General features: G+C 66.8%; 18 protein-coding genes and 1 riboswitch. Of the genes, 4 read left to right on the forward strand and 14 right to left on the reverse strand.

All coding sequences use genetic code 11. From position 1 onward, the window contains the following. Positions 1-183: 183 nt before the first annotated feature. The 3 genes from NHH88_17645 to NHH88_17655 form a co-directional block, all read right to left on the reverse strand. On the reverse strand, positions 184-3,402 hold the full coding sequence (locus NHH88_17645; protein ID USX11537.1) for a discoidin domain-containing protein: 3,219 nt from the start codon (positions 3,400-3,402) through the stop codon (positions 184-186). A 285-nt stretch (positions 3,403-3,687) separates the two neighbouring features. After that, the gene (locus NHH88_17650) at positions 3,688-3,975 is read right to left on the reverse strand and encodes a hypothetical protein (protein ID USX11538.1); all 288 of its coding nucleotides are present in this window, start codon (positions 3,973-3,975) and stop codon (positions 3,688-3,690) included. A 211-nt stretch (positions 3,976-4,186) separates the two neighbouring features. After that, positions 4,187-4,948, reverse strand: coding sequence for an SDR family oxidoreductase (locus tag NHH88_17655; protein ID USX11539.1), 762 nt, complete (start codon positions 4,946-4,948; stop codon positions 4,187-4,189). A gap of 100 nt (positions 4,949-5,048) precedes the next feature. Here NHH88_17655 and NHH88_17660 point away from each other — a divergent pair, with 100 nt between their 5' ends. Both NHH88_17660 and NHH88_17665 read left to right on the forward strand, forming a co-directional pair. Beyond that, complete coding sequence (locus NHH88_17660) at positions 5,049-5,951, forward strand: AraC family transcriptional regulator (protein ID USX11540.1); 903 nt, start codon at positions 5,049-5,051, stop codon at positions 5,949-5,951. A gap of 107 nt (positions 5,952-6,058) precedes the next feature. Then, positions 6,059-7,231, forward strand: coding sequence for a hypothetical protein (locus tag NHH88_17665; GenBank protein ID USX11541.1), 1,173 nt, complete (start codon positions 6,059-6,061; stop codon positions 7,229-7,231). 35 nt (positions 7,232-7,266) lie between these two features. Here the strand turns inward: NHH88_17665 and NHH88_17670 are convergent, their stop codons facing one another. The 3 genes from NHH88_17670 to NHH88_17680 all read right to left on the reverse strand — a co-directional run bounded on the left by NHH88_17670 (position 7,267) and on the right by NHH88_17680 (position 12,477). Further along, positions 7,267-8,715, reverse strand: coding sequence for a cellulase family glycosylhydrolase (locus tag NHH88_17670; GenBank protein USX11542.1), 1,449 nt, complete (start codon positions 8,713-8,715; stop codon positions 7,267-7,269). A gap of 30 nt (positions 8,716-8,745) precedes the next feature. Continuing rightward, positions 8,746-9,306, reverse strand: a complete 561-nt coding sequence (locus NHH88_17675; protein ID USX11543.1) for a LemA family protein — start codon at positions 9,304-9,306, stop codon at positions 8,746-8,748. Positions 9,307-9,375: 69 nt separating this feature from the next. Further along, complete coding sequence (locus NHH88_17680; GenBank protein ID USX11544.1) at positions 9,376-12,477, reverse strand: cellulose binding domain-containing protein; 3,102 nt, start codon at positions 12,475-12,477, stop codon at positions 9,376-9,378. 614 nt (positions 12,478-13,091) lie between these two features. After that, positions 13,092-13,310, forward strand: a riboswitch (cobalamin riboswitch). A gap of 187 nt (positions 13,311-13,497) precedes the next feature. On the opposite strand from NHH88_17680, the gene NHH88_17685 reads away from it, so the two are divergent. Then, complete coding sequence (locus NHH88_17685) at positions 13,498-15,606, forward strand: TonB-dependent receptor (protein ID USX11545.1); 2,109 nt, start codon at positions 13,498-13,500, stop codon at positions 15,604-15,606. On the opposite strand, the gene NHH88_17690 is transcribed toward NHH88_17685, so the two are convergent. The 8 genes from NHH88_17690 to NHH88_17725 all read right to left on the reverse strand — a co-directional run bounded on the left by NHH88_17690 (position 15,600) and on the right by NHH88_17725 (position 23,020). After that, positions 15,600-15,896 carry a DUF971 domain-containing protein gene (locus NHH88_17690; GenBank protein ID USX11546.1) on the reverse strand — a complete coding sequence of 99 codons (297 nt, stop codon included), beginning with the start codon at positions 15,894-15,896 and terminating at the stop codon, positions 15,600-15,602. The genes NHH88_17685 and NHH88_17690 overlap by 7 nt on opposite strands. Beyond that, positions 15,896-16,885 carry a HEAT repeat domain-containing protein gene (locus tag NHH88_17695; GenBank protein USX11547.1) on the reverse strand — a complete coding sequence of 330 codons (990 nt, stop codon included), beginning with the start codon at positions 16,883-16,885 and terminating at the stop codon, positions 15,896-15,898. Before NHH88_17695 ends, NHH88_17690 begins: the two co-directional genes overlap by 1 nt. Positions 16,886-17,073: 188 nt before the next feature. Then, entirely contained in the window at positions 17,074-17,907 is an 834-nt protein-coding gene (locus NHH88_17700; GenBank protein ID USX11548.1) for an ABC transporter ATP-binding protein, read from the reverse strand. Beyond that, complete coding sequence (locus NHH88_17705) at positions 17,904-18,797, reverse strand: ABC transporter permease (protein ID USX11549.1); 894 nt, start codon at positions 18,795-18,797, stop codon at positions 17,904-17,906. Before NHH88_17705 ends, NHH88_17700 begins: the two co-directional genes overlap by 4 nt. A 10-nt stretch (positions 18,798-18,807) precedes the next feature. After that, the gene (locus tag NHH88_17710; GenBank protein USX11550.1) at positions 18,808-20,220 is read right to left on the reverse strand and encodes an ABC transporter substrate-binding protein; all 1,413 of its coding nucleotides are present in this window, start codon (positions 20,218-20,220) and stop codon (positions 18,808-18,810) included. Between the two features lie 17 nt (positions 20,221-20,237). Continuing rightward, positions 20,238-20,471: a ferredoxin family protein gene (locus tag NHH88_17715; protein ID USX11551.1), complete on the reverse strand. Its 234-nt coding sequence runs from the start codon at positions 20,469-20,471 to the stop codon at positions 20,238-20,240. A 10-nt stretch (positions 20,472-20,481) separates the two neighbouring features. Beyond that, a complete protein-coding gene (locus tag NHH88_17720) occupies positions 20,482-22,242 on the reverse strand; it encodes a fumarate reductase/succinate dehydrogenase flavoprotein subunit (GenBank protein USX11552.1) in 1,761 nt (586 codons plus the stop codon). Positions 22,243-22,276: 34 nt separating this feature from the next. Beyond that, positions 22,277-23,020 (reverse strand): GntR family transcriptional regulator, encoded by a 744-nt coding sequence (locus NHH88_17725; GenBank protein USX11553.1) that lies wholly within the window; start codon positions 23,018-23,020, stop codon positions 22,277-22,279. Positions 23,021-23,533: 513 nt separating this feature from the next. On the opposite strand from NHH88_17725, the gene NHH88_17730 reads away from it, so the two are divergent. Further along, positions 23,534-24,166: a response regulator transcription factor gene (locus NHH88_17730; GenBank protein USX11554.1), complete on the forward strand. Its 633-nt coding sequence runs from the start codon at positions 23,534-23,536 to the stop codon at positions 24,164-24,166. Positions 24,167-24,172: the final 6 nt, after the last annotated feature.

Genomic DNA, 24,172 nt, shown 5'->3' on the forward strand with positions numbered 1-24,172 from the left:
AACCACACATCATAAGTCCATATGCTAAGGCAGCGACATGCCTCCCGATCAACAAGTTGAGTGATTGATTGAATTCCTGCCAAAGCCAATTTACATAAGGCGAACTCGCACTCTTCTAAACGACGTAGGGCGGATTAGCGCAGCGTAATCCGCCATGCTCCGTCGACGGCTTGCGACGAATTCCTATAGCGACTTAAGGAACGACAGCACCGCCTCCCGGTCCGTCTTCGACAAACCCTCGAAGCGCTGGCGCGAGCGGTCGGCTTCGCCGCCGTGCCACAGGATGGCCTCGGTCAGCGTACGGGCGCGGCCGTCGTGCAGATAGCCGGCCTTGGCGCCGCCACCCATGACCTTGTCCGTGTAGCCGATGCCCCACAGCGGGGCGGTGCGCCACATCGCGCCCTTGGCCTGGCCCTCGACGAATTTGTCGGCAAGACCTGCGCCCATGTCGTGCAGCAGCAGGTCGCTGTACGGCCGGATGGTCTGGTTGCGCAGCTCGGCGAACAGGTGGCCGGGACCCGTCTTGATCTCGGCCGTGTGGCAGGCCACGCAGCGCATGCCCTGGAACAGCTTGGCCCCGGCCGCGACCTGCTGCGAGTCGACGCGGTGCTCGTCCAGCGGCGCCACGCCTTTCGGGAAGCCGCTCGCCACGCTGCGCTGCGCCGGCACCGCCACCAGCGCCAGATAGTTGGAGATCGATTGCAGATCGCCCTCGGAGATGCCCGCCTGGGACGCCCCGGCGCGGCAGGCCACCGGACCGTTGACGCAGTCGCGGCTGCGGTAGACCGGGGAGGTCACCGCCATGTCGAGCAGCAGTGCTTCGGCCGACTGCTGGCGCAACGTCGCCTTGGCCGCCTTCCAGCCGAAGCGGCCCACCCGCACTGCGCCGCTTTCCGGATCGTAGACGTAGTTGGCCACGCCTTTGACGCCGTCCGCGTCCGGCGCCGAACGCGCCAGCGCCAGAATGCTCGCCTCCGGTATGGCCTCCAGCAAGCCGGCCCCTATCATCGGCTGGGCCGCGCGCAGCGAGAAGATATCGGGCGTCGCGCCTTCGAAGGCCAGGGTCGGCTTGCGCAGTTCGACCGCCGTGCCGTCCGCCAGCTTGACCGACCTCGTCTCGAAGCCCGCGACGCGCACGCCGTTGCCCCAGTTCTGCGGCTTGCCGGTGGACGACATCGCGTTCATCTGCACGGCGGTGCCGTATTGCGGATGCGGCAGCTGCTGGCCGCTGGCGTTGGCGGTCGCAACCCGGATCGACATGCTGTCGAGCCGCTGGTTGATCGCCGCCGGCGCCGGGCTGCGGCCGTTGTTGACGTGACAGGCGATACAGGCGGACTGGTTGAACCGCGTTCCCTGCAGCCCCACCGCTTGCGCGTAGCGGTCGTTGCCCGGCTCGTTGTGGTCGCCGGTGGTGAAGTTGGTGTGCACCAGGCGCCGGCCCTCGACGAAGCGCTGCATGTTCTGCATGCCGATATTGTTGTGCGGTTGCTGGAACATGAACAGGCCGTTGTCCGAGTAGTTGTAGGACACCGAACCGGCGCCGCCGGACAAGGTTTCCTCCGGCAGAGGAATCGTGTTCAAGCGCGGCTGCACGCCGTACCAGGGCTTGAGTCCGGCGCCGACCACATACGCCCACTCGTACGAGTAGTAGCGCACGCCGCCGTTGTCGCCCTTGGCGGCCAGCGCATCGACGGTGGTAAACATCGATGGCGACACTTCGACGACATCGCCGACCGCCAGCGGCCGGCCACGGACGGTGGTGCCGTTGGGGAAGCCATCGATGCCGAGTCCGGCGTGTCCCGGATAGTTGTCGACCCGGATCGTGCAGCCGTTGTTGATGCCGTTGGCATTGGTCAGCTTGCCGTTGAGCGGATAAGCCACCGGTTTGCAGATGGCGACATTGTCGTCCACCAGCTGGCCCGGCGCCATCCAGCCGTAGCCGGTCACGCCGGGACGGTCGAAGCCGCGGAAGAAGGCCACGCCGCCTTTCAGGAAGTCGACCGTGGTGTATTGGTTCACGGTCAGGGTCGGCTTGGTGACGCCGGCCACGCGGCTGTTGTCGATGATCTCCACGCCCCAGGTGCGGTTCTTGAAGTATTGCGGCACGAACGTCAGGTAGTTGCCCGGCCCCTTGTCGCGCGGCAGCCCGGTGGCGGCGTCGACCGTCTCGTTGGGGCCGTAGCCGATCTCGTTCCAGTCCTCGCCGCGCTCGCGGCCGTGGCGGGCCAGGCCGCGCGCGCCGAAGCGGGTGACCAGGGTGCCGTCGGCCAGGGCGAATTGCAGCGTCTCGAGCGGCTGGTCGGCCGAGGGCAGGGGAGTCCAGCCGGCGCCGCTGGCGGGGAAGTTCAGCGGCGACGTCGCCACGCCGGCCAGCGTATTGTCGCTGCCGGGCGTCCTGAATTCCACCTCGTACAGCGAGTAGCCGTACTGGCTGGCGCGGGCCACGCCCTGCAGGCGCACGTAGCGGGCGTCGATGCCGAGATTGAAGAACTCCTCGGCGCCCCCCTGGCCGTTGGCGACGGCGCGTCGCAAGGTCCAGTTCTGGCCATCGTCCGAGACCAGCAGGCTGTATTGCTTGCCGTACGAGTTTTCCCAAAGCACCTTCATGTAGCCGATCGGCGTCTTGGCGCCGAAGTCGAACTGGAGCCAGGCGCCATCCTCGAACGCGCTGGCCCAGCGCGTGTTGGTCTTGCCGTCGATCGCCATGGCGGCCGACAGGCCTGGATTCTCCAGCTTGGAGGAGGTGGCGGCGACGGGCTTGATCGCCACGCCGGGCTGGGTCGGATCGGCCGGCAGCGGGGACGGCAACGGATCCGTCGGCGCCGTGACCGGCGTGCCCGAGAACGCCTGCACCTCAATGATCGAGTAGCCGTATTGCGTGGAGCGTTTAATGCCCTTGATGCGCAGATAGCGGCCCTGGCCGTTCAGCCCCGTCAAATCCTCGGTGCCGCCCTCGCTGTTGTCGACGCTTTTGATGGTGGTCCAGCTGGCGTTGTCGTCGGATACTTGCAGCAGGTATTGGGCGGCGTGGGCGTTCTCCCAATCGATGCGCACCCGGGTGATGATTTCGGTCTTGCCGAAGTCCAGGGTCAGATACTGGTCGTCCGCGAAGCCGCTGCCCCAGCGCGTGCCGCTGTTGTGATCGATGGCGGCGGCGGCCGACAGGTCGCCGCGTTCGGCGGAGCTGGCGCTGGCGTTGACCGGCGTCAGCGGCACTTCCGCCGAGACCGCCGCGCCCTGTATCCGCATGGCGCTGGCGGTGCGGGGCGCGGACTGGGCGGTTTCTTCTCCGCCGCCTCCGCAAGCTGCCAGCAAGGCGATCAAGGCCAAGGGCAGGCCCTGGATGGGGAGCCTGCGCAAGCGTCGCAGGTTGAGTTGGTGGCGACGCGGCGAGTGATTCATTCCATTCCCTTTTGTATGGTTGGCGATGGTGGCGATCCGTATATGGAAGCGCTTCCATCGGCGATGACTGAAGGGCCGGTTCCGGTGCGATCCGGCCCCCCGTCCCGACGCGCCGGATAACGGCACGTCAGAACTTATCAGTTACAAACAATTTCTATTGAGAAACGTTGCCGAAGATATCTGGTGTTGACCGGCATGTCAAGCGGGTCACAAAAATGTCATGAAAGCGGCTGGGGAAGCGCAAGTCGCCACCCGGCGTGTGGCCTGAAGCGGCGGCTGGGGGGCTTATTTCTTGAGCAAGGCGTCGAAAGTCATGCGCGAGCGCGCCAATTCCCAGTCCAGACTGCTGAAAGTCTGCTTCTGGGTAGCTGCGGTGACTTCCGGTTGCGCCACCGATGCCGCTGGCTCGTAGATTTGGCCGGGATCGGCTTCGGCGCGGCGCGGGGCGAACTCTTCCGGATACTCCCGCTTCAACATGGCCTGTATCTCCGCCATGCGTTCCTCGAACGGCGTGACCCTCGGGTCGTCGGCGGCGACGATCAGGCTTGGTTTGGTCTTCGCCAGTTCGGCCATGGAAATGACCTGAAAAGGCTTGCTTGTATCGATGCGGTACATAATGGCAGTTCCGTAAGTGGTATCGCGAATATGCGTGTCCGGCAGGTAAGCGCTTGGTTCATATTGGACAAGCGTACCCATATTGCCACGAGGAATCGAACCCGGTCAACGATATTTTGTGCCCGATGGTTACATTTGATCCCGACGTATTAATCGTCCAAAACGCAGGTTAACCGCGCAACAAACGCGCGCCGTTTTCGGCCATCGCCACCGCGTCGGCACCGGCAGGCATGCGCCCTGGCGATGACGGCTCGTTCGCGGCCCGCCATACGGCCTCCGCCACATCGGTCGCATGGGTCATGGCCGTTTGCTCCCCCCATGCCGCGAAGACTTCCTGCGCCATGCCGGCGTAGGCGTCGGGAATGGCGCCCTGCATGTGCGGCCGGGCGTTTTCGCCGAAACGGGTCTCCGGGGCGCGGCCCGGCAGCACCAGATGCACCCGCACGCCGAATTGCTCAAGCTCCAGCGCCAACGATTCCGTGAAGGCGTTGACCGCCGCCTTGCTTGCCGTGTACACCGACAGCAGCGGTAGCGGCACCAGCGTAACACTGGAAGTGACGTTGACAACGACGCCAGCCTTGCGTTGCCTGAACTGCGGCAGCACCGCCTGGGTCATCGCGATCGTGCCCAGCGTGTTGGTGTCGAAGATGTGACGGACGCTCGCCATCGATGTGCCCTCCAGCGCGCCCAGCAATCCGACACCGGCGTTGTTGACCAGCACATCGATCGGTCCGGCCGCCTCGACCGCCTGGCGGATGCTGTCCGGGTCGGTAACATCGAGTGCGATCACGCGCAGCCGGTCGGAGCGCGGCAATATATCAGGCGCGGGCGTGCGCATCGTCGCGACCACGTTCCAGTCGCGGTCCAGGAAATAGCGGGTAGTTTCAAGGCCGAAGCCGGATGAGCAGCCGGTGATCAGAACGGTTTTCATGGAATTACTCCTGTGGTTGGTTAGCAGGGTTGAACTATAGGGCGCGCGGGCAGGACTTGCTATAATCAAACGTCCACCTTTCATTCGCAGGAGTCCATACATGACCGATCCCTTGGCGGAAGTCGTTTCGCTGCTCCAACCGCAGGCCCGTTTTTCGAAGGTGGTTGGCGCGGCTGGCGCCTGGCGCGTGCGTCGCGCCGAGTCCGGCCAACCGTTCTATTGCGTGGTGATGGACGGCGCGTGCCAGCTCACCGTCGATGGACAGCAACCGTTGCATTTGCGGCAGGGCGACTTTGTGCTGATTCCGTCGGCCCACGGCTTCACGATGTCCAGCAACGAGCCCATGACTCCGGCGGACGCCGAAACCGAGCCCGTGGCGCTGCCCGACGGCGGGTTCCGGCATGGCCGGCAGGACGGTCCCGCCGACGTGCAATTGTTGATCGGCCACTGCGCCTTCGATTCGCCCGACGCGGCGTTGCTGGTGTCGCTGTTGCCGCAACTGGTGCATGTGCGCGGCGAGCGGCGGCTCGCCATCATCGTCGAGCTGGTCGGCGACGAATCGCGGGCGCGGCGGCCCGCGCGCGATGTCATCCTGGCCCGGCTGTTGGAGGTGCTGATGATCGAAGCGCTGCGCTCGGCCGCGCACACGGCCGCGTCGCCTGGCCTGCTGCGCGGGCTGGCCGACGAACGCCTGGCCGTCGCCATCCGGCATATGCACGAAAGCATGACGCGCCCATGGACGGTGGCGCAGCTGGCGAAGGAATCGGCGATGTCGCGGTCGGCGTTTTTCGAGCGTTTCAGCCGCGCGGTCGGCGTCGCGCCGATGGAGTACCTGCTTGCCTGGCGCATGGCGCTGGCCAAGCACCTGCTGCGGCGCGGGGAGGGCGGCGTCGCCGACGTGGCGCAGCAGGTCGGCTATGGTTCGGCCAGCGCGTTCAGCGTCGCCTTCGCCCGCCACGTCGGGTTGCCGCCGATGCGCTACGCGCGCGGGCTGTCCGGCTGAACGGCCCTTCCTTCGGCCAACCGGCCGGCGGCGGCACGACGTGGATCAAAGACGCGGCCGCCTTTTGCGCTAAGGTCAAGACTGGCTATCATCGACGGAGCGACATCATGGACGCACAAGTCAACAGCGGTTTCCAGGCCCGCGTCAATCTGATGCGGCTGCTGGCGGCGGGAATGGCCGTCGTCTATCACGTGCGCTTCCTGCTGTTCGCCGGCTATCCCGAGGTCTCGGAAAAGAGCTTGGTGCTGACGCTGTTCTATTTCGTCACCAGCCTGGGCCACGAAGCGTTCGTCATGTACATGGTCATCAGCGGCGTGGCCCTTGGCGGACTGTCGATCCACCGCTGGCGCCACGGCGTCGATCCCGGAACCGATCTGCTGCGCCGCTCCACGTGGTTTTATTGTCTGCTGACACCGGCGCTACTGCTCGGGGGCGCGCTGGACTTGCTCGGCACCCGCGCGCTCGCGCGTCCCGAGGTCTACGCCTACTTCACGATGTTTTCGCCCAGCCTGGACCTGGAGGCCTTCGCCGGAAACATGCTGATGCTTCAGCGCTTCGTCGTTCCCGGACTGGGCAGCAACACCATGCTCTATCTGCTGGCGTACGAATGCTGGGCCTACCTCGCGCTGGCCGCGCTGTTTGTGCTCGGAAAGCGTAGCCGGACGCTGGGCTGGTGCGCCGCCGTCACGGTCGCCTGGGCGGGCAGCGTGCTGGCGCCGGAGTTCCTCGGGTATTTGCTGTTGTGGATCTTGGGGACCGGCGTCGGCTGGCTCGGTTACAACACCAAGGTGCGTTTCCAGCGCCGCTACGGCATGCCGGTCTTTGTCATCGGCCTGCTGGTGTCGCGCTGGGGTGGCGCGCACGTCGAGCAAGTGCAGGAGGCGATGATTCCGGCCGCCCGGATGGCGCTGGACTTGCTGTTCGGCGCCAGCTTCGCATTGCTCACCGTCTCCTGGCTGACCGCCGGCGCCAGGCAGGCGCCGATCTTTTGGCTGCGCTGGACCGCGTGGCGGCTCAACCGCTGGTTCAGCGGCGCCAGTTTTGTGTTGTTCACGACGCATTTTCCTTTCATGATGTTTGTCGTCGCGGTCGCCTCGGCGGAGTTCCACGTGCCGATCGGCGGACAGCCCGGCGCGTTCGCGTTCGCGATGTTCGGCGGAACGGTGGTGGCGATCTACCTGTACGCGTATGCGTTCTCGGCCGTGGCGTCGCGCCTGGCAAGGAAGGTGCGGCGAACAATGCGCGGCCGGAGCTTGGCGAAAGCGGCTCCGCCAATCTGATCCCGGGCCGCGCGACGTCCTGCCCGCCGACGACGTTAACGCGTGGCGCAGAAGCCGAAGTTCTGCGTGCCGCCCGGCTGCACGGTGGCGTTGTGGCTCTGGCCCGTCGCCGTCAAGGTCGTGCCGGCCTGGTTCCACACCGCGCCCCACAGGTTGTTGATGGTGCCGGCCACCGTGAGCTGGACGTTCCACTGGGCCGGCTGCGTGCCCGTATTGCTCACCGTGACGTCCGCGCAGTAGCCGGCGCCCCAGTCCGAGTTGGTCTTCAAGGTCGCGGTCACGGCGCCCGGCGGCGTGTCCGGCGGATTGGGTGGATTCGTCGGCGGCGTGGTCGTGCCGCCGTCCCACAGTCGTTGGAGCAACGCCAGCTTGTCCGGCCAGACGGTCTTCCAGTCGTCCTGCAGGATGCCGCCGGTGTCGCCGCTGTTCGGATTCCACGACCAGTAGAACAGGCCCGTCATGCCGCGCGGCTTCAGGTAATCGACCAGCGCGTCCTGCCAGATCTTGTCCTTGGGACTGCCGCCGTGGCCGTACTTGCCGCCCGCTTCGCCCAGCACCACCGGATAGTCCTTGGCGAACTGGCCGAAATGGGTGTCCCAGATGGCCGGCATATTGGCCGGGAAGTTGGGCGCGTCGAAGTAGGACTGGTTGAACACGTCCGGGCCGTACACGTGCGGCGACAGCACCAGCTTGCTGCGCGGGATGTCGAGCGCCTTGCACTTCAACGGCTCCAGGTTGCCGCCCCAGAATATGCCCTGGTTGCCCGAGCAGACCGGATTGGTGGCGATGCCTTCGACGAAGATCAACAGCTTCGGATTGACCGCCAGGATGCGTTGGGCGGCGCGCTCGGCGGCCAGGTTCCAGTCAGTCGATACGTTGCCCGTGCCCCAGGTGGCGGCGCCGTGCGGCTCGTTCTTGAGATCGAGCCCTACCAGGTTACGCAGGCCGGAATACTTCTGCGCCAGATACTCCAGGTCGTCCAGCCACTGCGCCTCGCTGTACGCCGGCGTGTACCACAACTCCGAGATGGCCTGGCAGTCCGGCCGATGGTGGTCGAGCAGGATGTAGATGCCGCGCCGGTCCAGCTCGGTCAGGAAGACGTCCAGCCACTGGCGCGATTTCAGCCCGACCAGGTCGGGGTTCAGGTTGGAGTTGATGACGCCGCCGGGCGGCGAGCCTTCGCCACGGAAGGTGGCCGGGCATACCGGCACGCGCACAGCGTTGAAGCCGCTGGCCTGGATCTGGTCGATCATCTGTTTCCAGTTGCGCGCCCACAGGCCGTGCACCGTACCGTCCGGCGTCTCGAAGCCGAACCAGTTCACGCCCCGCAGTGGCACGGGCTTGTCGGCGTCGTCGAGGATCTGCGTGCCGGACACGGTGTAGGCCTGCGCCGGGGCGGTCGCCGCCACGCCGAATGCGAAGGACAGCGCCGCCGCCAGCGCTGTCGTCTTCCTCGCGCTGGTAGATATGTTCAGTGCTTTCACGATGTTCTTTCTAAATTAAAAGGGTTGGAGTCACAGCCCGGCGGGCAGATCGGGGTAGGCCAGCGCCGCCAGCGCGCCCGCGCCGGGAAAGGCCGCGCTCAGGTCGTTGTAGCCGGCCGCCGCGTGGCGGTAGCGCTCCCGCGTGGCCGCCAGGGCCGCCTCGTCGCGCAGCAACTCGCTGCGCAAGCCTTGCACCGCGCCGCTGGTCGCCACGGCCGGTACGCGCTGGGCGTTGGCGACCAGCACGAACAGCGCGCCGGTCAGCTCGCCCTGGTACTGCTTGTAGCGTTCGATCGCGCGCGCGTCGCCGAGCAGTTGTTCGTGCGCCGGCATCCTGGAGGCGCGCGCCAGCGCATCGCGCGCGCGGGCGGTGACGGCCGGGTCGAGGCCGTCGGCGGTGCCGACGGCGGCCAGCGCCGCGCTCGCCGCCTGCGCGCGGGCGGCATGGATCTGCGCCAACTCCAGCCAGGCGGCCGCGCTGGCCTCCCTGGCCTCGGCGCGCGCCAGGTGATGCCGTCCGGCCCCGATCGCCCCGAGCACGAGCACGCCGAGCAAGGTGGCCATGGCCACGGTTCTCCGTTGTATTGTCATGGTGTCTCCTGTATGTATTCCTTTGTGTAAAAGCGGCGGCCGCGCGCACCGTGCGCGGCCGCCTTCACGCTATTTCACGACGATGGTGCAGCTGCGGCCGGCCCAGGTCAGGCCGACCGGCACCGGTTTGGCGCCGCTGTAGCCCAGTTGCATGCCGAACTCGACGCTGCCATTGGCCGGCACCGTGGCGTTACCCAGCGGCGTGGCGACGAAGCCGCGGCCCGAGGTCGCCAGGGTCGCGTTCCACGAGTTGACCAGGGTGACGTCGTTCGACGCGGTCCAGCTCAGCGACCAGCCGTTGATCGCGGTGGCGCCGGTGTTGCGCAGCACCACGCGTGGCACCTGGCCGCTGCCCCAGTCGCTGCTGGTGTCGAAGTCGACCGCGCAGCCGCCGGCCAGGGCGTCCTTGTCGGCCTCGCTGGCGGCGACCAGCACATCGGTCGCATTCGGCGCCGAGACCCGGAAGCTGGCCGTGCCGTTGACGCTGTCGGCGTCGTTGGCGGCCGCCAAGGTGACGGTCTGGGCGGCGTTCCAGTTGGCCGTGGTAAAGCTCAGCGAGGCGCCGCCCGAAACGCTCAGGTCGGCGTCGCCGCTGGCGCGCGCCACGCTCACCGTCACCGGTCCGCTCGGCGCGCTGGCCAGCTGCACCTGGAAGGTTTTCGTGCCGCCCTCGGGCACCGTGACCGGCGCGCCGCTGACCGACAGCACGACCGGCACCACCACATCCTTGTCGATCTCGGTGGCTGTCACGCTGGTCGAGAGGTAGCCGGTCGCGCTGAAGCCGAAGGTGGCGCTGCCGCTCAACTGGTCGGCGTCGACGGCTGCCCGCAGCGCGACGGGCTGCGCCACGTTGTAGTTGGCCGGCGTGAACGTCAGCGCGGCGGTCTCCGTGCCCAGGTCGGGATCGCCCCCGGCCGCCTTGACGATGGCGACCGTCAGGTTGGCCGCCGGCGCCTTCGACAGCGAGATGGCGACGCTGGCCGTGCCGCCCTCCGGCACCGAGACGCCGGTGGAATCGGCCAGGATCGCCGGCGAGTCGGCCTGTTCCACCAGGTTGGCGTAGTCGTTCAGCGCCATGGCGATGTCGGCCTGGGCCCAGAAGCGGTGGTAGCGCCAGGTCGGGGCGGGGCCGCCGTCCAGGTGGGCTTTCAGCTTCGGCCACTGCGGGTCTTGCTGGTACTTCGGCCGCATGCTCAGGAAGGTCGAGCTGGCGTCGATGGTGGCGCCCTGGGCGTTGGTACCGGTCCAGCCCGGCGGCACGTACACGCCGGAGCCGGTGGCCGCGTCATACTTGGCGGTGAAGCGCAGGTAGTCGGTGCGTTTCTCGTCGACCGCCACGCCTTGCGGGTCCTGGTGCTTGGCCCACATGCGGTCGAGCAGCTCCTTGGCCAGCGTCTTGGCGCCGGCGTTGTTGGCCTTTGCGCCGTAGTAGATCAGGGTGCGGGCGAAGGCGGCGGCGATGCCGACGTCGCCGGTGCCATCGACCACCGTCACGCGCAAGCCGGCGTTGGCGCCCGGCGCGGCGGCGTTCCAGTTGTCCGGCTGGCCGCTCCACGACAAGGTGTTCGGAATCGTGTAGGTGCCGTCGGCGTTGAGCGTGGTGTTGGCCGAGGCCCACGCCACCCATTTGTCGAGCACCGCCTTGGCGCGGACGTCGCCGCTGGTGTAGTAGTACTCGGCCACGCGCTGCATCGACCAGGCCTGGAAGCCGAACCAGGTGTTCGAGGCCGGATCGTGGTAGACCGGTTTTTCATCGTAGAACATGCCGTAGAACGTGGCGGTGCCGGCCGGCGGCGTGCCGTAGCCGCCGCCCCAGCTGTTGGTGGCGCCGCCGGCGATGGCGCCCTCGGCCGATTGCAGCCAGCGGTAGAACTCGATTTGGCGGCCCAGGCTCTTGCCCCAGTCGCCGGCGGCCGTCGGCGACAGCGGCTTGAACTCGGTCTGGGTCGACAGCACCCACGCGGCCAGCGGATTCTGGTAGCCGAAGTGGTTGTGGCTGGAACCGATGCGCCATGCCCAGCCGGCGCTGCTGTCGGTGGCGCCGCCCCAGGCGTAGTACCAGCTCATCAGGTAATGCTGGTTGTCGCGCATGCCTTGGGCGTCGGCCGCGCCGCTGCCGCCGGGGCAGGTTTGCGTGCCGATGCAATTGCCGACCTTCTTGAAGTACTTATCGAACATGGCGTAGCGCAGGTAGTCGCCCATCTTCGCGGCCTTTTTGACCAGGCTGGCCACGTCGGCGCTCTTGCCCTGCGCCTTGGCCCACTCCGAGGCCCAGTAGATCGCCTGCACGGCGCGGGCGTCGGCGTCCGGCGCGTTGGTGTAGCGCCATTGCTTGGCGTAGCTGGAGTCGCCGATGAACAGGCTCAGGAAGCCCTGCGTGCCGCCGGTGCGGCCCCATTTAAAGGTTTCGCACGATGGATGCGGAATGGTCTCCCACACCGATTCCTGCGAGCCGCGCTGGAAGGTATTGATGTACGACGGGCGGGTCGTGCCATCGCCGCAGCGGCCGTAGCCGTACCAGTTGTCGACGTCGAGCAACCAGTGCATGCCGTAGATGTCGCGGTTGCCGTAGGTGCTGAACAGTTCGGCGCTGATCGGGTCCTGGCCCACCGGCACGCCGCTCGAGATCGGCGCCGGGTATTGGTTCGGCAGCGGGAACTCGCCGGCGTAGGTGGCCGGCTTGGCGGCGTTGTAGAAGCTGTTGGTGGGCTGGTCGGCAGGGGCCGGGATGATGTATTTCTCCATATTGGCCCAGGCGGCGTTGAGCGGCGCCCAGTCGCCGGTGACGCGGCCGTACTGTGCCTCCAGCCACAGCCAGAAGCTGTAGGTTTCGGAGGTGGTCTCGTGGCCGTGGTCGGGCGCCTCGACCATCAGGGTTTCGATCGAGTGGTACGGCACGCCCTCCGGGCTGAAGTAGCCGTTGGCCGGATTTTTGATTTTCTGGTACTGGGCCAGGAAGCGCTTGGTGTACTCGGCGTCTGCCGCGTGCGCGGAGGTCGCCAGCGGCAGGCCGACGATGGCGGCGGCGCCGGTCGTCAGCGACAGCGCCAGCAGGCCGCGCGCGAGGCCGCGCGCCCAGCGCCGCGCCTGGCGCCGGACCTTGTGGTCGGGCGCCGCTAGCGTTGGCGCGGCGGTGAGCGGGAAGGTTGGTGAAACCGATGGGGTGTGCATGTTGTCTCCCTTTATTTTCAAATTAAAGTGTGAACATCCATGGCGCGCGTGAGACCACGAGCGCTTGCAGCGCGTGCTTCGGCCGATGCATGCGCGCACGGCCAGGCACGTTGTCACGCCGTCGCCGATTGCGCGGCGACAGCGGGACACCGGCGGGCAAAAAAATGCCCGACGAGAGAGGACAGCGCCGGTCGGGCCGGTGCTGTGAAACGCGTGTTGTTAGGGGTGCGTGGGCGGAGGGCTAACGCTGTCGGAAAATGAAACGGTCGTCAGGATGACGCGCGAAACGAGGAATTGAAATCGTTTTCATATTCGCCTCGAAAAAAAGCGATCGATGATCGCTTGATCATTTGAGCGCGTCCGGCAGCAAGCGTGCGGACGCGGATCGTGACGCGGCGGAAGGTGTGCCCCCGTACTTTTGGGCCGGTTGGAGCCGTGCAACTCAGGGTCAAGAGTAATCGCGGTGGTAGTTTAAAGTCAAGCTTGCGAAAGATATTTATTCGACGGGCGTAAACGCGACAACTTGCATCGTGGACGCGACCGGATTCGACGATGCGGCGCCACGGCGCCTTGTTTGACGGCCTGTACAGCGAAGTGTCGTCGCGTGTAGAATGCGCGCTGATTACGTGAATGGTGTCCTCCCGCTTGTCGGCGGGAGGGTGAAACGGGAAGCCGGTGACGCGCGCGATTTTCATCGCGCGCCAGTCCGGCGCAGCCCCCGCTGCTGTAAGCCTGACGACGTCGATCGTACGCCACTGTGCAACGCACGGGAAGGCAGGATCGGGGAAGGATGACGGCGAGCCAGAAGACCGGCCAGTCACGATGCGTTACGTAAAACCCGGGGTGCGGTTTTACTTGATGTTTGTTTTTTCCCGTTGTCGCCACAGCAGTCGCGCGCCGCCGCGCGTGTGTTCGTTCGCGCCGCCGTTGCGGCCGCGCGCGCCGCACGCCTGGGCGCGCGCGCGCCGTCGCGACCTTGACCGCCCGGAGTTTCCGGCACTTGACCACGTAGACATGTTCATGATTCCTTCCCGCCTCGCTCACTTCCCGTCCACCCGTCCGATCGTGGCCGCCATCGCGCTGCTATGCGCCCATTGCGCCGCCGCGCAGCAGACCCAACTCATGCAGACCGTCACCGTAACAGCGGAGGCAGCGCGGGACGGCGAGGGATTGGGACTGGCGCGTGTGAACGGCAGCGCCAGCCGCCTGGATCTGCGCGCCGGCGAGCTGCCCGCCAGTGTCGAGTCGCTTAGCGCGGCGGCGATGCAGGCGCGCGGCGACCTGCAGGTCAAGGACGCCATCACCCGCACCACCGGCCTGACGGACATCAGCTCGCCCGGCAACGGCATCGCGTATTCGGCGCGCGGCTTTAGCGGCAACAACGCCGTCGCCATGCTGGAAAGTGGACAGCGGCTGCTGGTGGGCTCGGGCACGGCGACGTATCCATCGGACCCGTGGGGCTACGATTACATCGAAGTGCTGCGCGGACCCGGCTCGGTGGTCCACGGCAGCGGCACCACCGGCGCCACCATCAACGCCGTGCGCAAGGCGCCCAGTCGCGACGCCGCGTTCGAGGCGATGGCCGGCGTCGGCGGCGGCCGGGCGCTGCGGGCGGGCGTCGGCGGCAGCGGCGCGCTGGGGGAGCGCGCCGCCTTCCGCGTCGACGCCTACGCCGACCACAGCGACGGCTTCATCGACCGTGGCGAAGCGCGCCACGCCAAGCTGCTGACGGCGTTGACCTACGCGCTGACGCCGGACCTCGACCTGGACGTTCAGCTCGACCATCTGCGGCAAAAACCGCAGCGCTACTTCGGCACGCCGCTGGTGAACGGCGGCCTGTCTGGCGCGCTGCGCGACCAGAACTACAACGTCGGCGACGCCGATATCGACTTCGCCGACGACAAGGCCGTGGCGCGGCTGACGTGGCGCGCCACGCCGGCGCTCACCGTCAGCAACGAGCTGGCCTACATGAAGGCGCGGCGCAACTGGCGCAACGTCGAAGCCTACGTCTACGATTCGTTGGCCGACGTGGTCGACCGCAGCGACTATATCGCCATCAAGCACGACCAGGAGCAGACCGGCAACCGCCTCGAGGCGCGCTGGAACAGCGGCGCCAACCGGGTCGTCGCCGGCTGGGAGGCGGCCACCATCAACTTTACCCACACCAATAACTCGCCGTACGGCGGCGCCTCCAGCGTGGCGCCGACCGGCTTCGATCCGGGCCGCTTCGACAGCCCGGACGCGCTGCGTCCCAACTTCGCCACCGACACCACCACCAACGGGCTGTATGTCGAGGACGCGTACACCATCTCCGAGCGCCTGCTGCTGCTGGGCGGCGTGCGCCACGACCGCTACCGGGTCGCGCTGACCAGCCTGCGGGGAGCAGCCGGCTTCACGACGACCTTGCAGTCGACCGCCGCGCGCCTCGGCCTGAGCTGGAAGGTGGCGCCAGATACGTCGTTGTATGGACAGCTAAGCACCGGCAGCGATCCGTTGACCAGCCTGCTCTCGATGAACCTGGCCAACAGCCGCTACAAGCTGACGCGCTCGCGCCAGGTCGAGGGCGGCGTCAAGCAGTCGCTGGCTGGCGGCAAGGCCGAATGGACCGCCGCGTTGTACCGGATACGCAAGGACGACATTGTCACCCGCGATCCGGCCAATCCGGCGCTGTCGGTGCAGGGCGGCTCGCAATCGTCGCGCGGCGCCGAGCTGAGCGCCAGCGTCGGCCTGGCGCGCGCGTGGCGGCTCGACGCCAACGTCGCCTACACCGACGCCAGTTACGACAACCTGATCGAAGCCGGCAATGTCTCGCGCGCCGGCAAGCGCCCGACCGACGTGCCGAAGGTCTCGGCCAATCTGTGGCTGGGCTACCGCACCGACGACTGGCGCGCCGGCGCCGGCGCGCGCCACGTCGGCAAGCGTTTCATCGACAATGGCAACACGCAGGCGCTGCCGGCTTACACCACGCTCGACGCCACCATCGGCTGGAACGTCAACCGCCACCTGCTGGTGCAGCTGAACCTGCGCAATCTGGGCGACAAGCTGTATGCGAGCACGTCCTACAGCGACAGCCAGTATCTGCTGGGCGAACGCCGGCACGCCGAGTTGACGGCGCAGTGGCGTTATTGAGTTTCGGCGGGCAGCGAGCGCAGATACGGCCACGGATAGATCCCACGTTCGTGACGGTCGCCGAAGACCAGTTGCAGGCCGTAATTGCCGATCATCCGCAGGTTTTCGACTTGCGATGTCTCTTGGGACGGCTCCGCTTTGACGCCTAGCAGCCGTTGAGATTGGCACTGCGTGCATTTGCAGTGCGCACGCAGTTGGGCATGCGGCCATTGCTGCCGCACGCCATCCTGCCAGACGATCGTCAGTACGCGGCCGGCGCGGTCGTTGCTGATTTCGGCGGGGTAGTCCATCACGCGCTCCGATTCGCCGCATGGATCTGTTCCAGCGCCAGGCGCGCGGCCTTGCGCACTTCGGGATCGGGATCGGCCGCCACCGGTTCCAGCGCCGGCAGCGCGGCGGCGTCGCCAAGCTCGCCCAACGCCAGCGCGGCCTCCTTGCGCAGGTTGCTAATCGCGTGGGACAGCACCGGCACCAGCGCTGGCAGGGCGGCGGCGTACTTCAGGCGGCCCAGGCTGCGCGCGGCGCGCAGCCTGATCTGCCAGTAGCTGTCGTCCAGCGCCGCCATCAATGCGGTCCCGATGACCGTCAGATTGGCGACGTCGGCGCCGTCGCGGACGCCGGCCAGTTTGCCCAGCGTCGTTGCCGCTTCCTCGCGCACTTGCCACACGGGATCGCGCAGCGCGTCCAGCAAGGCGGTGGCGGTGTCCGCGCCGGCGCCGTAGCCGACGGCGCCGACCGCCGCGCGCCGCACCTCGGCGTCGGGATCGTTGCTGATCAGGGCAGTGAGGGCGGGCAGCGCGTCGGGCTGTTTCAGGTAGCCCAGCACGGCGACGGCTTCGCGGCGCACGCTGGCGTCGCTATCGGTAAGCGCGGCGAGCGCTGGCGCGTAGCTGTGCGGCGAGCGTAGTTCGCGCACGGCGCGCAGCACGGCGGTTTTTACAAATGGATCGGCGTGGGCGAGATGCGGCAGCAGTACTTGCGCGCTTTCTGATTGCTTTACTTCGCTCAGGCTTTGGGCGGCGGCCTGGCGCACGCTTTGCTCCGGGTCGCTCAGCAGCACGGCGAGGCCGGCGACGCCGTCAGCGGTTTCGAAGCCTTCGAGCGCGCGCGCGGCTTCGGCGCGCACGGTGGCGTCGGTGTCGCGCAGCGCGTCGATGAACAGGTCGGCGTGTTCGTCGCCGGCCCAGTCGGCCAGGTCCAGCAAGGCGATGCGGCGTACCGTGGCGTCGGGGTTGGACAGGCGCTCGCGCAGGTCGATGTCGTTGTCGGTGGTGTTCATGTTGTCCTTGTTCGATGGCTGATGCGTGCTTGGGGATGTCTTTGTTCGATGGCTGATGCCTATTTCGGAATCACGTAGGGCGGATTAGCGCAGCGTAATCGGCCATGCATGGGCCGCCGGTGACGCATGCATGGCCGATTACGGCGTTCCGCCTAATCCGCCCTACGTGTTTTAGATGTGAGCATGTGTTAGATGGCGAATTGCAGTTGGCGTGGTGCGGTTGCGCCTAACGGACTGAGTCGCTCCAACGGCAACTCGGCGTTGGCCGGATGCAGCAGCTGCAGGCAGCGCCGCTTCAGCGCCGTGAACTCGGGCGATGTCACCAGCGACGAGTCGCGCGGGCGCGCAAACGGTACGGCGATCTGTTCGATGATGCGCCCAGGACGCGGACTCATCACTAACACGCGGTCGGCCAGGAACAGCGCCTCGTCGATGTCGTGCGTGATGAAGACGATGGTGGTGCGGATGCGCGCCCACAAGTCCAGCAACAACTGCTGCATCATCAGGCGCGTCTGCGCGTCGAGCGCGCCGAACGGTTCGTCCATCAGCATCACACGCGGGTGGTTGATCAGCACGCGGGCTATTTCAACCCGCTGCTTCATGCCGCCCGATAGCTGCGCCGGGTAGTGCTCGGCGAACGCCTCCAAACCCACCAGGGCCAGCAGCTCCAGCGCGCGTTGGCGGCGCTCGGCGCGCGCCACGCCTTGCATCTTCAGGCCGAAGGCGACGTTGTCGACCACTTTGCGCCACGGGAACAGCGTGTGGTGCTGGAACACCAGGCCGCGCTCGGCGTGCGGGCCGTCGATGGCGCGGCCGTCGACGGTGATGGCGCCACGGCTGGGCCGTAGATGGCCGGCCAGCGCGCCCAGCAAGGTCGATTTGCCGCAGCCGGACGGGCCGAGCAGGCAGACGAACTCGCCCGGTTCGACCGTCAGGCTGACGTCCTGTACCGCCTCGAACGCCTGCGCGCCATGGCCGACCCGCAGGTGCAGCTTGTCGATCTCGATTTTCCCCACGCTCATGGCTTGCCCTCCGGTTGGTGCCAGGGCATCAAGACCTGGCCGATGGTTTTGACCAGCGCGCTGCTGCCCATGCCCAGCAGGCCGATGACCAGCATGCCGACGACGATGTCGGCGTAGTTCTGGATCGTGTAGGACGCCCAGGTGTAGTAGCCGATGCCGAACTGGCCGGAGATCATCTCCGCCGTGACCAGGCAAAACCAGGCCGTGCCCATGCCGATCGACAGGCCGGTGACGATGCTGGGCGCGGCGCCCGGCAGCACCACCTCGGTGAAGATGGCGCGCCGTCCGCCGCCCAGGCTGCGCGCCGAGGCGACCAGGCGCGGATCGATGTTCTCGACGCCGTGGACGGTGTTGAGCAGGATCGGAAACAGCGCGCCGGTGAAGGTGATGAACACCATCGACAGCTCCGACGACGGGAACATCAGGATCGCCAGCGGTATCCAGGCCACCGCCGGGATGGGCCGCAGCATTTCCAGTGGCGGCATCAGCCAGTTCTCCAGCCGGCGCGAGCGGCCGATGGCCAACCCGAGCAGGATGCCGACCAGCGCGGCGACCAGGAAGCCGCTGAACACGCGCGCCAGGCTGGCCTTCAGATGGCCCAGCAACTGCGGCGATTGCAGCAAGGCCCAGCCGGCCTGCGCGACCTCGGTCGGCGGCGGCACGTTTTGAAACGTCACCAGGCCCAGGTTCAGGTGGCTGGCCGAGGCCCATTGCCAGGCCAGCAGGCATGCCAGCAACGAGGTGGCGCCGGCGCCCCAGCGGGCGGCGCCGGACCCGAGTCCCGCAGCCAGGCCGCTACCCAGGTCGGCGCCACCGCCGGCGATGCCATGGCCGGCTGTCCCCACCGCCGCGATGCCGCTGCCGCCGAGCGCTTGCTGTGTGCTGTCCATCGGCGCGCTCCTATTTGGCCGCGAGGGCGGGCGTGGTGCCCCGCGCGGCGGCGAAGTCGACGACGGAGCCGCCGTTGCGGGCGGCCCAGGCGTCGGCCGACGCCCGCGTCAGGAAGGCGCTGGTATCGCCTTTGACGGTGACGAACCATGCGTCGCGGGCGAATAGCTTCAGGCCGCTGTCGCGGTCGTGGGCGTAGACCACGCGCACCTTCTTGCCGTCTTTGTCGAGTTGGCGCAGCGCGGTAAAGGCGCTGTCGGCGCTGGTGTAGTGGCGCACCAGCGGTTCGCCGTCGACCCAGATCTGCGTCAGGCGCGAGAAGTCGGTGATCGGCTTGCCGGTGGCCGCGTCCTTGGCCACCAGCGGCAGGCGATTGTAGTTCTTCAGCCGCGCGTCGTAGTCCAGGCCGGCTTGCTTGAAGGCGGCGCGGATGTAGCGGTCGTCGATGAAGGTGTTGACGTCGAGGTCGTTGTCGGTGCGCTTCATCAGCCGCAGCGTTTCGATCGAGGTCTTGACGGCCTGGCGGTACTCCGGCTTCCAGCTGAAGTCGCGCGTTTGCAAGCCCAACGGGCCGTGGAACAGGTAATCGACCTCGGCCTCGATGCCGGTCACCTTTGCAATCAGTTCGCTGTACTTCTCCGGTTCGGCCGCGATCAGGCGGTCGGCCTCGATGGCGGCGCGCAGGAAGGCGGTGACGATCTCCGGATACTTGGCCGCGTAGGCGGCGTCGACCAGGCTGCCGTGCAGGGTGGGGGACTTGGCTTGCGAACCGTCGAAGATCTTGCGGGCGTAGCCCCGGTGCGGGAACAGTTCCGCGAACGGCACGAAGTCGGCGTGGGCGTCGATCTTGTTGCTTTGCAGCGCAGATCCGGCCACTTCCGGCGCCTGCGTGACGACGGTGATGTCCCTGTCCAGCTCCCAGCCTTGCGCCTTGATGGCGCGCAGCAGCATGCCGTGGGCGGTGGACGCGAACGGCACCGAGATGGTTTTGCCCTTGAGCTCGGCGAGCGACTGCACCGCCGATGCCTTCGGCACCACGATGCCGTTGCCGCTGCCTTGCACGCTGCCCGACAGCACGGTGATGAAGAGGCTTTTCTTGCCGGCCTTCTCGAACGCGGCGCCGTTGAAGGAGCCCGGGAAGTCGGCCATCGAGCCGATGTCGAGCTTGCCGGCGACCATCTCGTTGGTCAGCGGCGCGCCGGAGGTGAAGTTCTTCCAGACGATCTCGTATTGCGCGTCCTTGTACTTGCCGTCGCGCGGCAGGTATTTTTCCAGCAGCTTCAGTTCGCGGATCAGCAGGCCGCCGGTGGCGCAGTTGATGGTTGTGTCCTGGGTGCCGATGGCGATGCGGATCGTCTCGGCGTTGGCCGCGCCGGCGCTCAGGGCCGCCAGCAGCAGGGTGGTCAAAGTGCGATGCAAGAACATGTGATTCTCCAGATAGGTCAGCGCAACAAGTAGGGAATATCGACCGTGACGGCGCCGGTCGGGCAATCTTTTTCGCAGGGCATGCAGTACCAGCATTCGTCGAATTTCATAAAGGCCTTGCCTTTGGTGAAGTCGATGGCCAGCACGTCCAGCGGGCAGACGTCGACGCACACGGTGCAGCCCTTGTCGGCGATGCACAGCTCCTCGTTGACGCGGACCGGAACGCTGCTTGGGTTGAGCGCGATGGGCATGGTGTTCTCCTTAAACGGCAAGCGCTTCGGCTTGCGGCGCGGTGTTCGCGGTGGCTGTCTCTTTACCGATCCGCAGTCGTTGATAGGCTTGCTTCTCCTGTTCGTCGAGGGCGACGATGTACGGCTCCAGCGGACGCTTGAAGCAGGTCATCTCGCCATCGACCTTCTTCAGCTGCACATGGCACAGCCAGTCGGCGTCGTTGCGCTCGGGGTGATCGACCCGGTTGTGGTACAGGCCCCAGCGGCTCTCGGTGCGGAACAGCGAAGCGCGCGCCGCCATCTCGGCGCAGTCGCGGATCGCGTGCACCTCCAGTGTGCGCATCAGCTCATGCGGGCCGGCGGCCGACAAGCGGTCCAGATCGGCGCGGATGGCCTCGAAGCGGGTCAGGCCGATCTCCATCTTGCGCGTGACCTTGGGCGGCTGCAGATAGTCGTTGACCATGCGGCGCAGCTTGTATTCGACCTGGGCCGGCGGCAAGCCGTCGGTGCGGCTTAGCGGGGCCCAGACCCGCTCCCGCTCGGCCTCGACCTGGGCGTCGTCGAGCGGCGCCAGTTCGATGTCGGCGCAGCGGCGCGCCGCGCTTTCGCCGGCCAGCTTGCCGTAGACGAAGGCGCCCAGCATGTAGTTGTGCGGCACGCAAGCCAGGTCGCCGGCCGCGTACAGGCCGGCCACCGTGGTCTCGGCATGTTCGTTGACCCACACGCCGGAGGCCGAGTGACCGCTGCACAGGCCGATCTCCGAGATATGCATCTCGACCATCTGCTCGCGGTAATCGGTGCCGCGTCCCTCGTGGAATCTGCCACGGCTGGGCCGCTCGTTGGTGTGCAAAATCGTCTCGATGGTGCTGATGGTTTCCTCGGCCAGGTGGTCCAGCTTGAGGAATACCGGGCCGTTGCCGCCTTGCAGCTCGTTGTAGAACTCCTGCATCATCTGGCCGCTCCAGTAGTCGCACTCGATGAAGCGCTCGCCCTTGTTGTTGGTGGTGAAGCCGCCGAACGGACCGGTCACGTAGGCGCAGGCCGGGCCGTTGTAATCCTTGATCAGCGGATTGATCTGGAAGCACTCGATGCCCGACAACTCGGCCCCGGCGTGATAGGCCATGCTGTAGCCGTCGCCGGCGTTGGTCGGGTTCTCGTAGGTGCCGAACAGGTAGCCCGAGGCCGGCAGCCCCAGCCGGCCGGCGGCGCCGGTGGCCAGCACCACCGCCTTGGCGCGGATCACGTGGAAGTCGCCGGTGCGGCAATCGAAGGACATGGCGCCGGCGATGCTGCCGTCGGCCGCCGTCAGCAGGCGCGTCGCCACCAGGCGGTTGCTGATCTCCACGCGCTGGCGCTTGAGGCGGCGGTACAGCACCTTCTTGATGTCGTGGCCTTCGGGCATCGGCAATACGTAGGTGCCCATGTGGTGCACCTTGCGCATCGCGTAGTCGCCGGTCTCGTCCTTCTCGAACTTGACGCCCCAGCGGTCCAGTTCCTCGATCATCGGATAGCTGTTCTCGGCATAGGTCATCACCGTGCGCTGGTTGACGATGCCGTCGTTGGCGGTGGTGATCTCCTTCACGTATTGCTCGGGCGTCGCGAAGCCGGGCACGACTGCGTTGTTCAGGCCGTCCATGCCCATGGAGATGGCGCCGCTGCGCTTGACGTGGGCCTTCTCCAGCAGCAGCACGCGCAGCTTGGGGTTGGCTTCCTTGGCCTTGACGGCGGCCATCGGGCCGGCGGTGCCGCCGCCGATCACCAGCACGTCGACGGTTTCGATGATGGTTTGCATAGTGGTTTGCTCCAGATGAAAAACGTGGGGGCGCTCAACCTCGGCGCGCGATCTGCAGGCGATACTGGAAGGCGTCGCCGCGGAAATACAGGTACTCGAAGTCGAGCGGCGTGCCGTCGGCCGCGTGGGTCAGGCGCTCGATGCGCAGCAGCGCGGTGCCGGCCTCGATGCGCAGCGCGTGGGCCAAGGTGTCGTCGGCCAGCATGGCGTCGATCTGCAGGTCGGCCCGGCCCAGCGCGATGCCGTAGTCGTTTTCCAGGATCAGGAAGATGTCGCGCCCGGCCAGGTCCTCGCGGCGCAGGCGCTCGCCGATGTCGGGCGGCAGATAGGTTACCTCCAGCGACACCGGCTCGCGGTTGAGGTGGCGCACGCGCTTGATCTCGGCGACGTCGGCGCCGGCCGCCAAGCCTAGGCGCTGCGCCACGTGGGCCGGCGCGGCAATGGTCTTGTGGCTGGTGACCTGGTTGTAGATCTCGTAGCCCATGCGGCCCATGGCCTCGCCGAAGCCCTCGAGCTGGGTCAGTTGCTGGAAGGCCTTGGGTTTGGAGACGAAGGTGCCCTTGCCGGGGATCTTGAAGATCACGCCTTCCTTTTGCAGGTCGTTGAGCGCCTGGCGCACGGTGATGCGGCTGACGCCGAAGATCGTGCTCAGCTCGCTCTCTGCCGGCAGTTTGGCGTGGGCCGGATAGCTGCCGTCGAGGATGCGCTCGCGCAGGTTTTCCTTCACCTGCGTATAGAGCGGGACGGGGGACAGTTCAACGGTACGGAAATTGGTCATCGGTTCACCTGGTCGGCATAAGCTGTCATATAAGCTGTCATAACAGGTTATGACTATCGAAAGAGCTTGCAGTCTATCGAGGCCGTTTCAGCGTGTGAACGAATGATTGCGCGTTTGCTTATGCGGAAAATTTAGCGGAGGGTGCTACGGGGAGGTGCGGCAGGGAGCCGTTCTTCCTGCGCCGGCGCGCGTCCATGGCGCCGCCTTGCCGATCACATCAGCGCCCGGCCACGGTAGGGATTTCCCTACCATGCCAGCGCCGCCGCCCTACGGCACAATCAAGAATGCCCGATGGCGCGGCCCCGCCCGCGCGGGCATGCTGTGGCATACGAACGCCAATACCGATCAGGAGAACCCGATGCACAACACCGCCATGCCCGCCGCGCCGGGCCCGGCCCGCACCCGCCGGCGAGGATTGTTGTAACAATGGAACAAGAAAACGAAACCGGCGTGTTGTCTGGTAGCATGATCGCTCCGAATGTTGCGATTTGCCCTGGAGAGCCGTTCCCCATCATGATACGAATTCTGATCGCCGACGACCACGCGATCGTGCGCGGCGGCCTGCTGCAATTGTTCGCGCTGGCCGGCGATGTGACGGTGGTGGCGCAGGCCACCAACGGCGGGCAGGTGATCGAAAGCCTGCGCGGCGAACCGTGCGACCTGGTGCTGCTGGATATGTCGATGCCGGGCATCAGCGGCATCGAGCTGATCGGACGCATCCGCGCCCACGCGCCGACCCTGCCGATCCTGGTGCTGAGCATGCACAACGAGGCGCTGGTGGTGCGGCGCGCGCTCAAGGCCGGGGCCAACGGCTACATGACCAAGGACGGCGACCCGGAGACCTTGCTGCTGGCCGTGCGCAAGGTTGCCGCCGGCGGGCGCTACATCGATCCCGGCCTGGCCGAGCAGATGGTGTTCGAGGGCGAGGGCGGGCAGGCCGAGCGCCCCCACGAGCAATTGTCCAACCGCGAACTGAGCATCTTCCGCCTGTTCGTCGGCGGCAAGAGCGTCAACCAGATCGCCGAGGAGCTGGCCATCAGCAACAAGACGGTGAGCACCCACAAGGCGCGCCTGATGCAGAAGATGGGTTTCCAGAGCAACGCCGACATGCTGCGCTACGGCATCGACCACGCGCTGGGCCAGTAGCCCGGG

The sequence above is a fragment of the Oxalobacteraceae bacterium OTU3CAMAD1 genome (assembly GCA_024123915.1).
Lineage (GTDB): Bacteria > Pseudomonadota > Gammaproteobacteria > Burkholderiales > Burkholderiaceae_D > Rugamonas.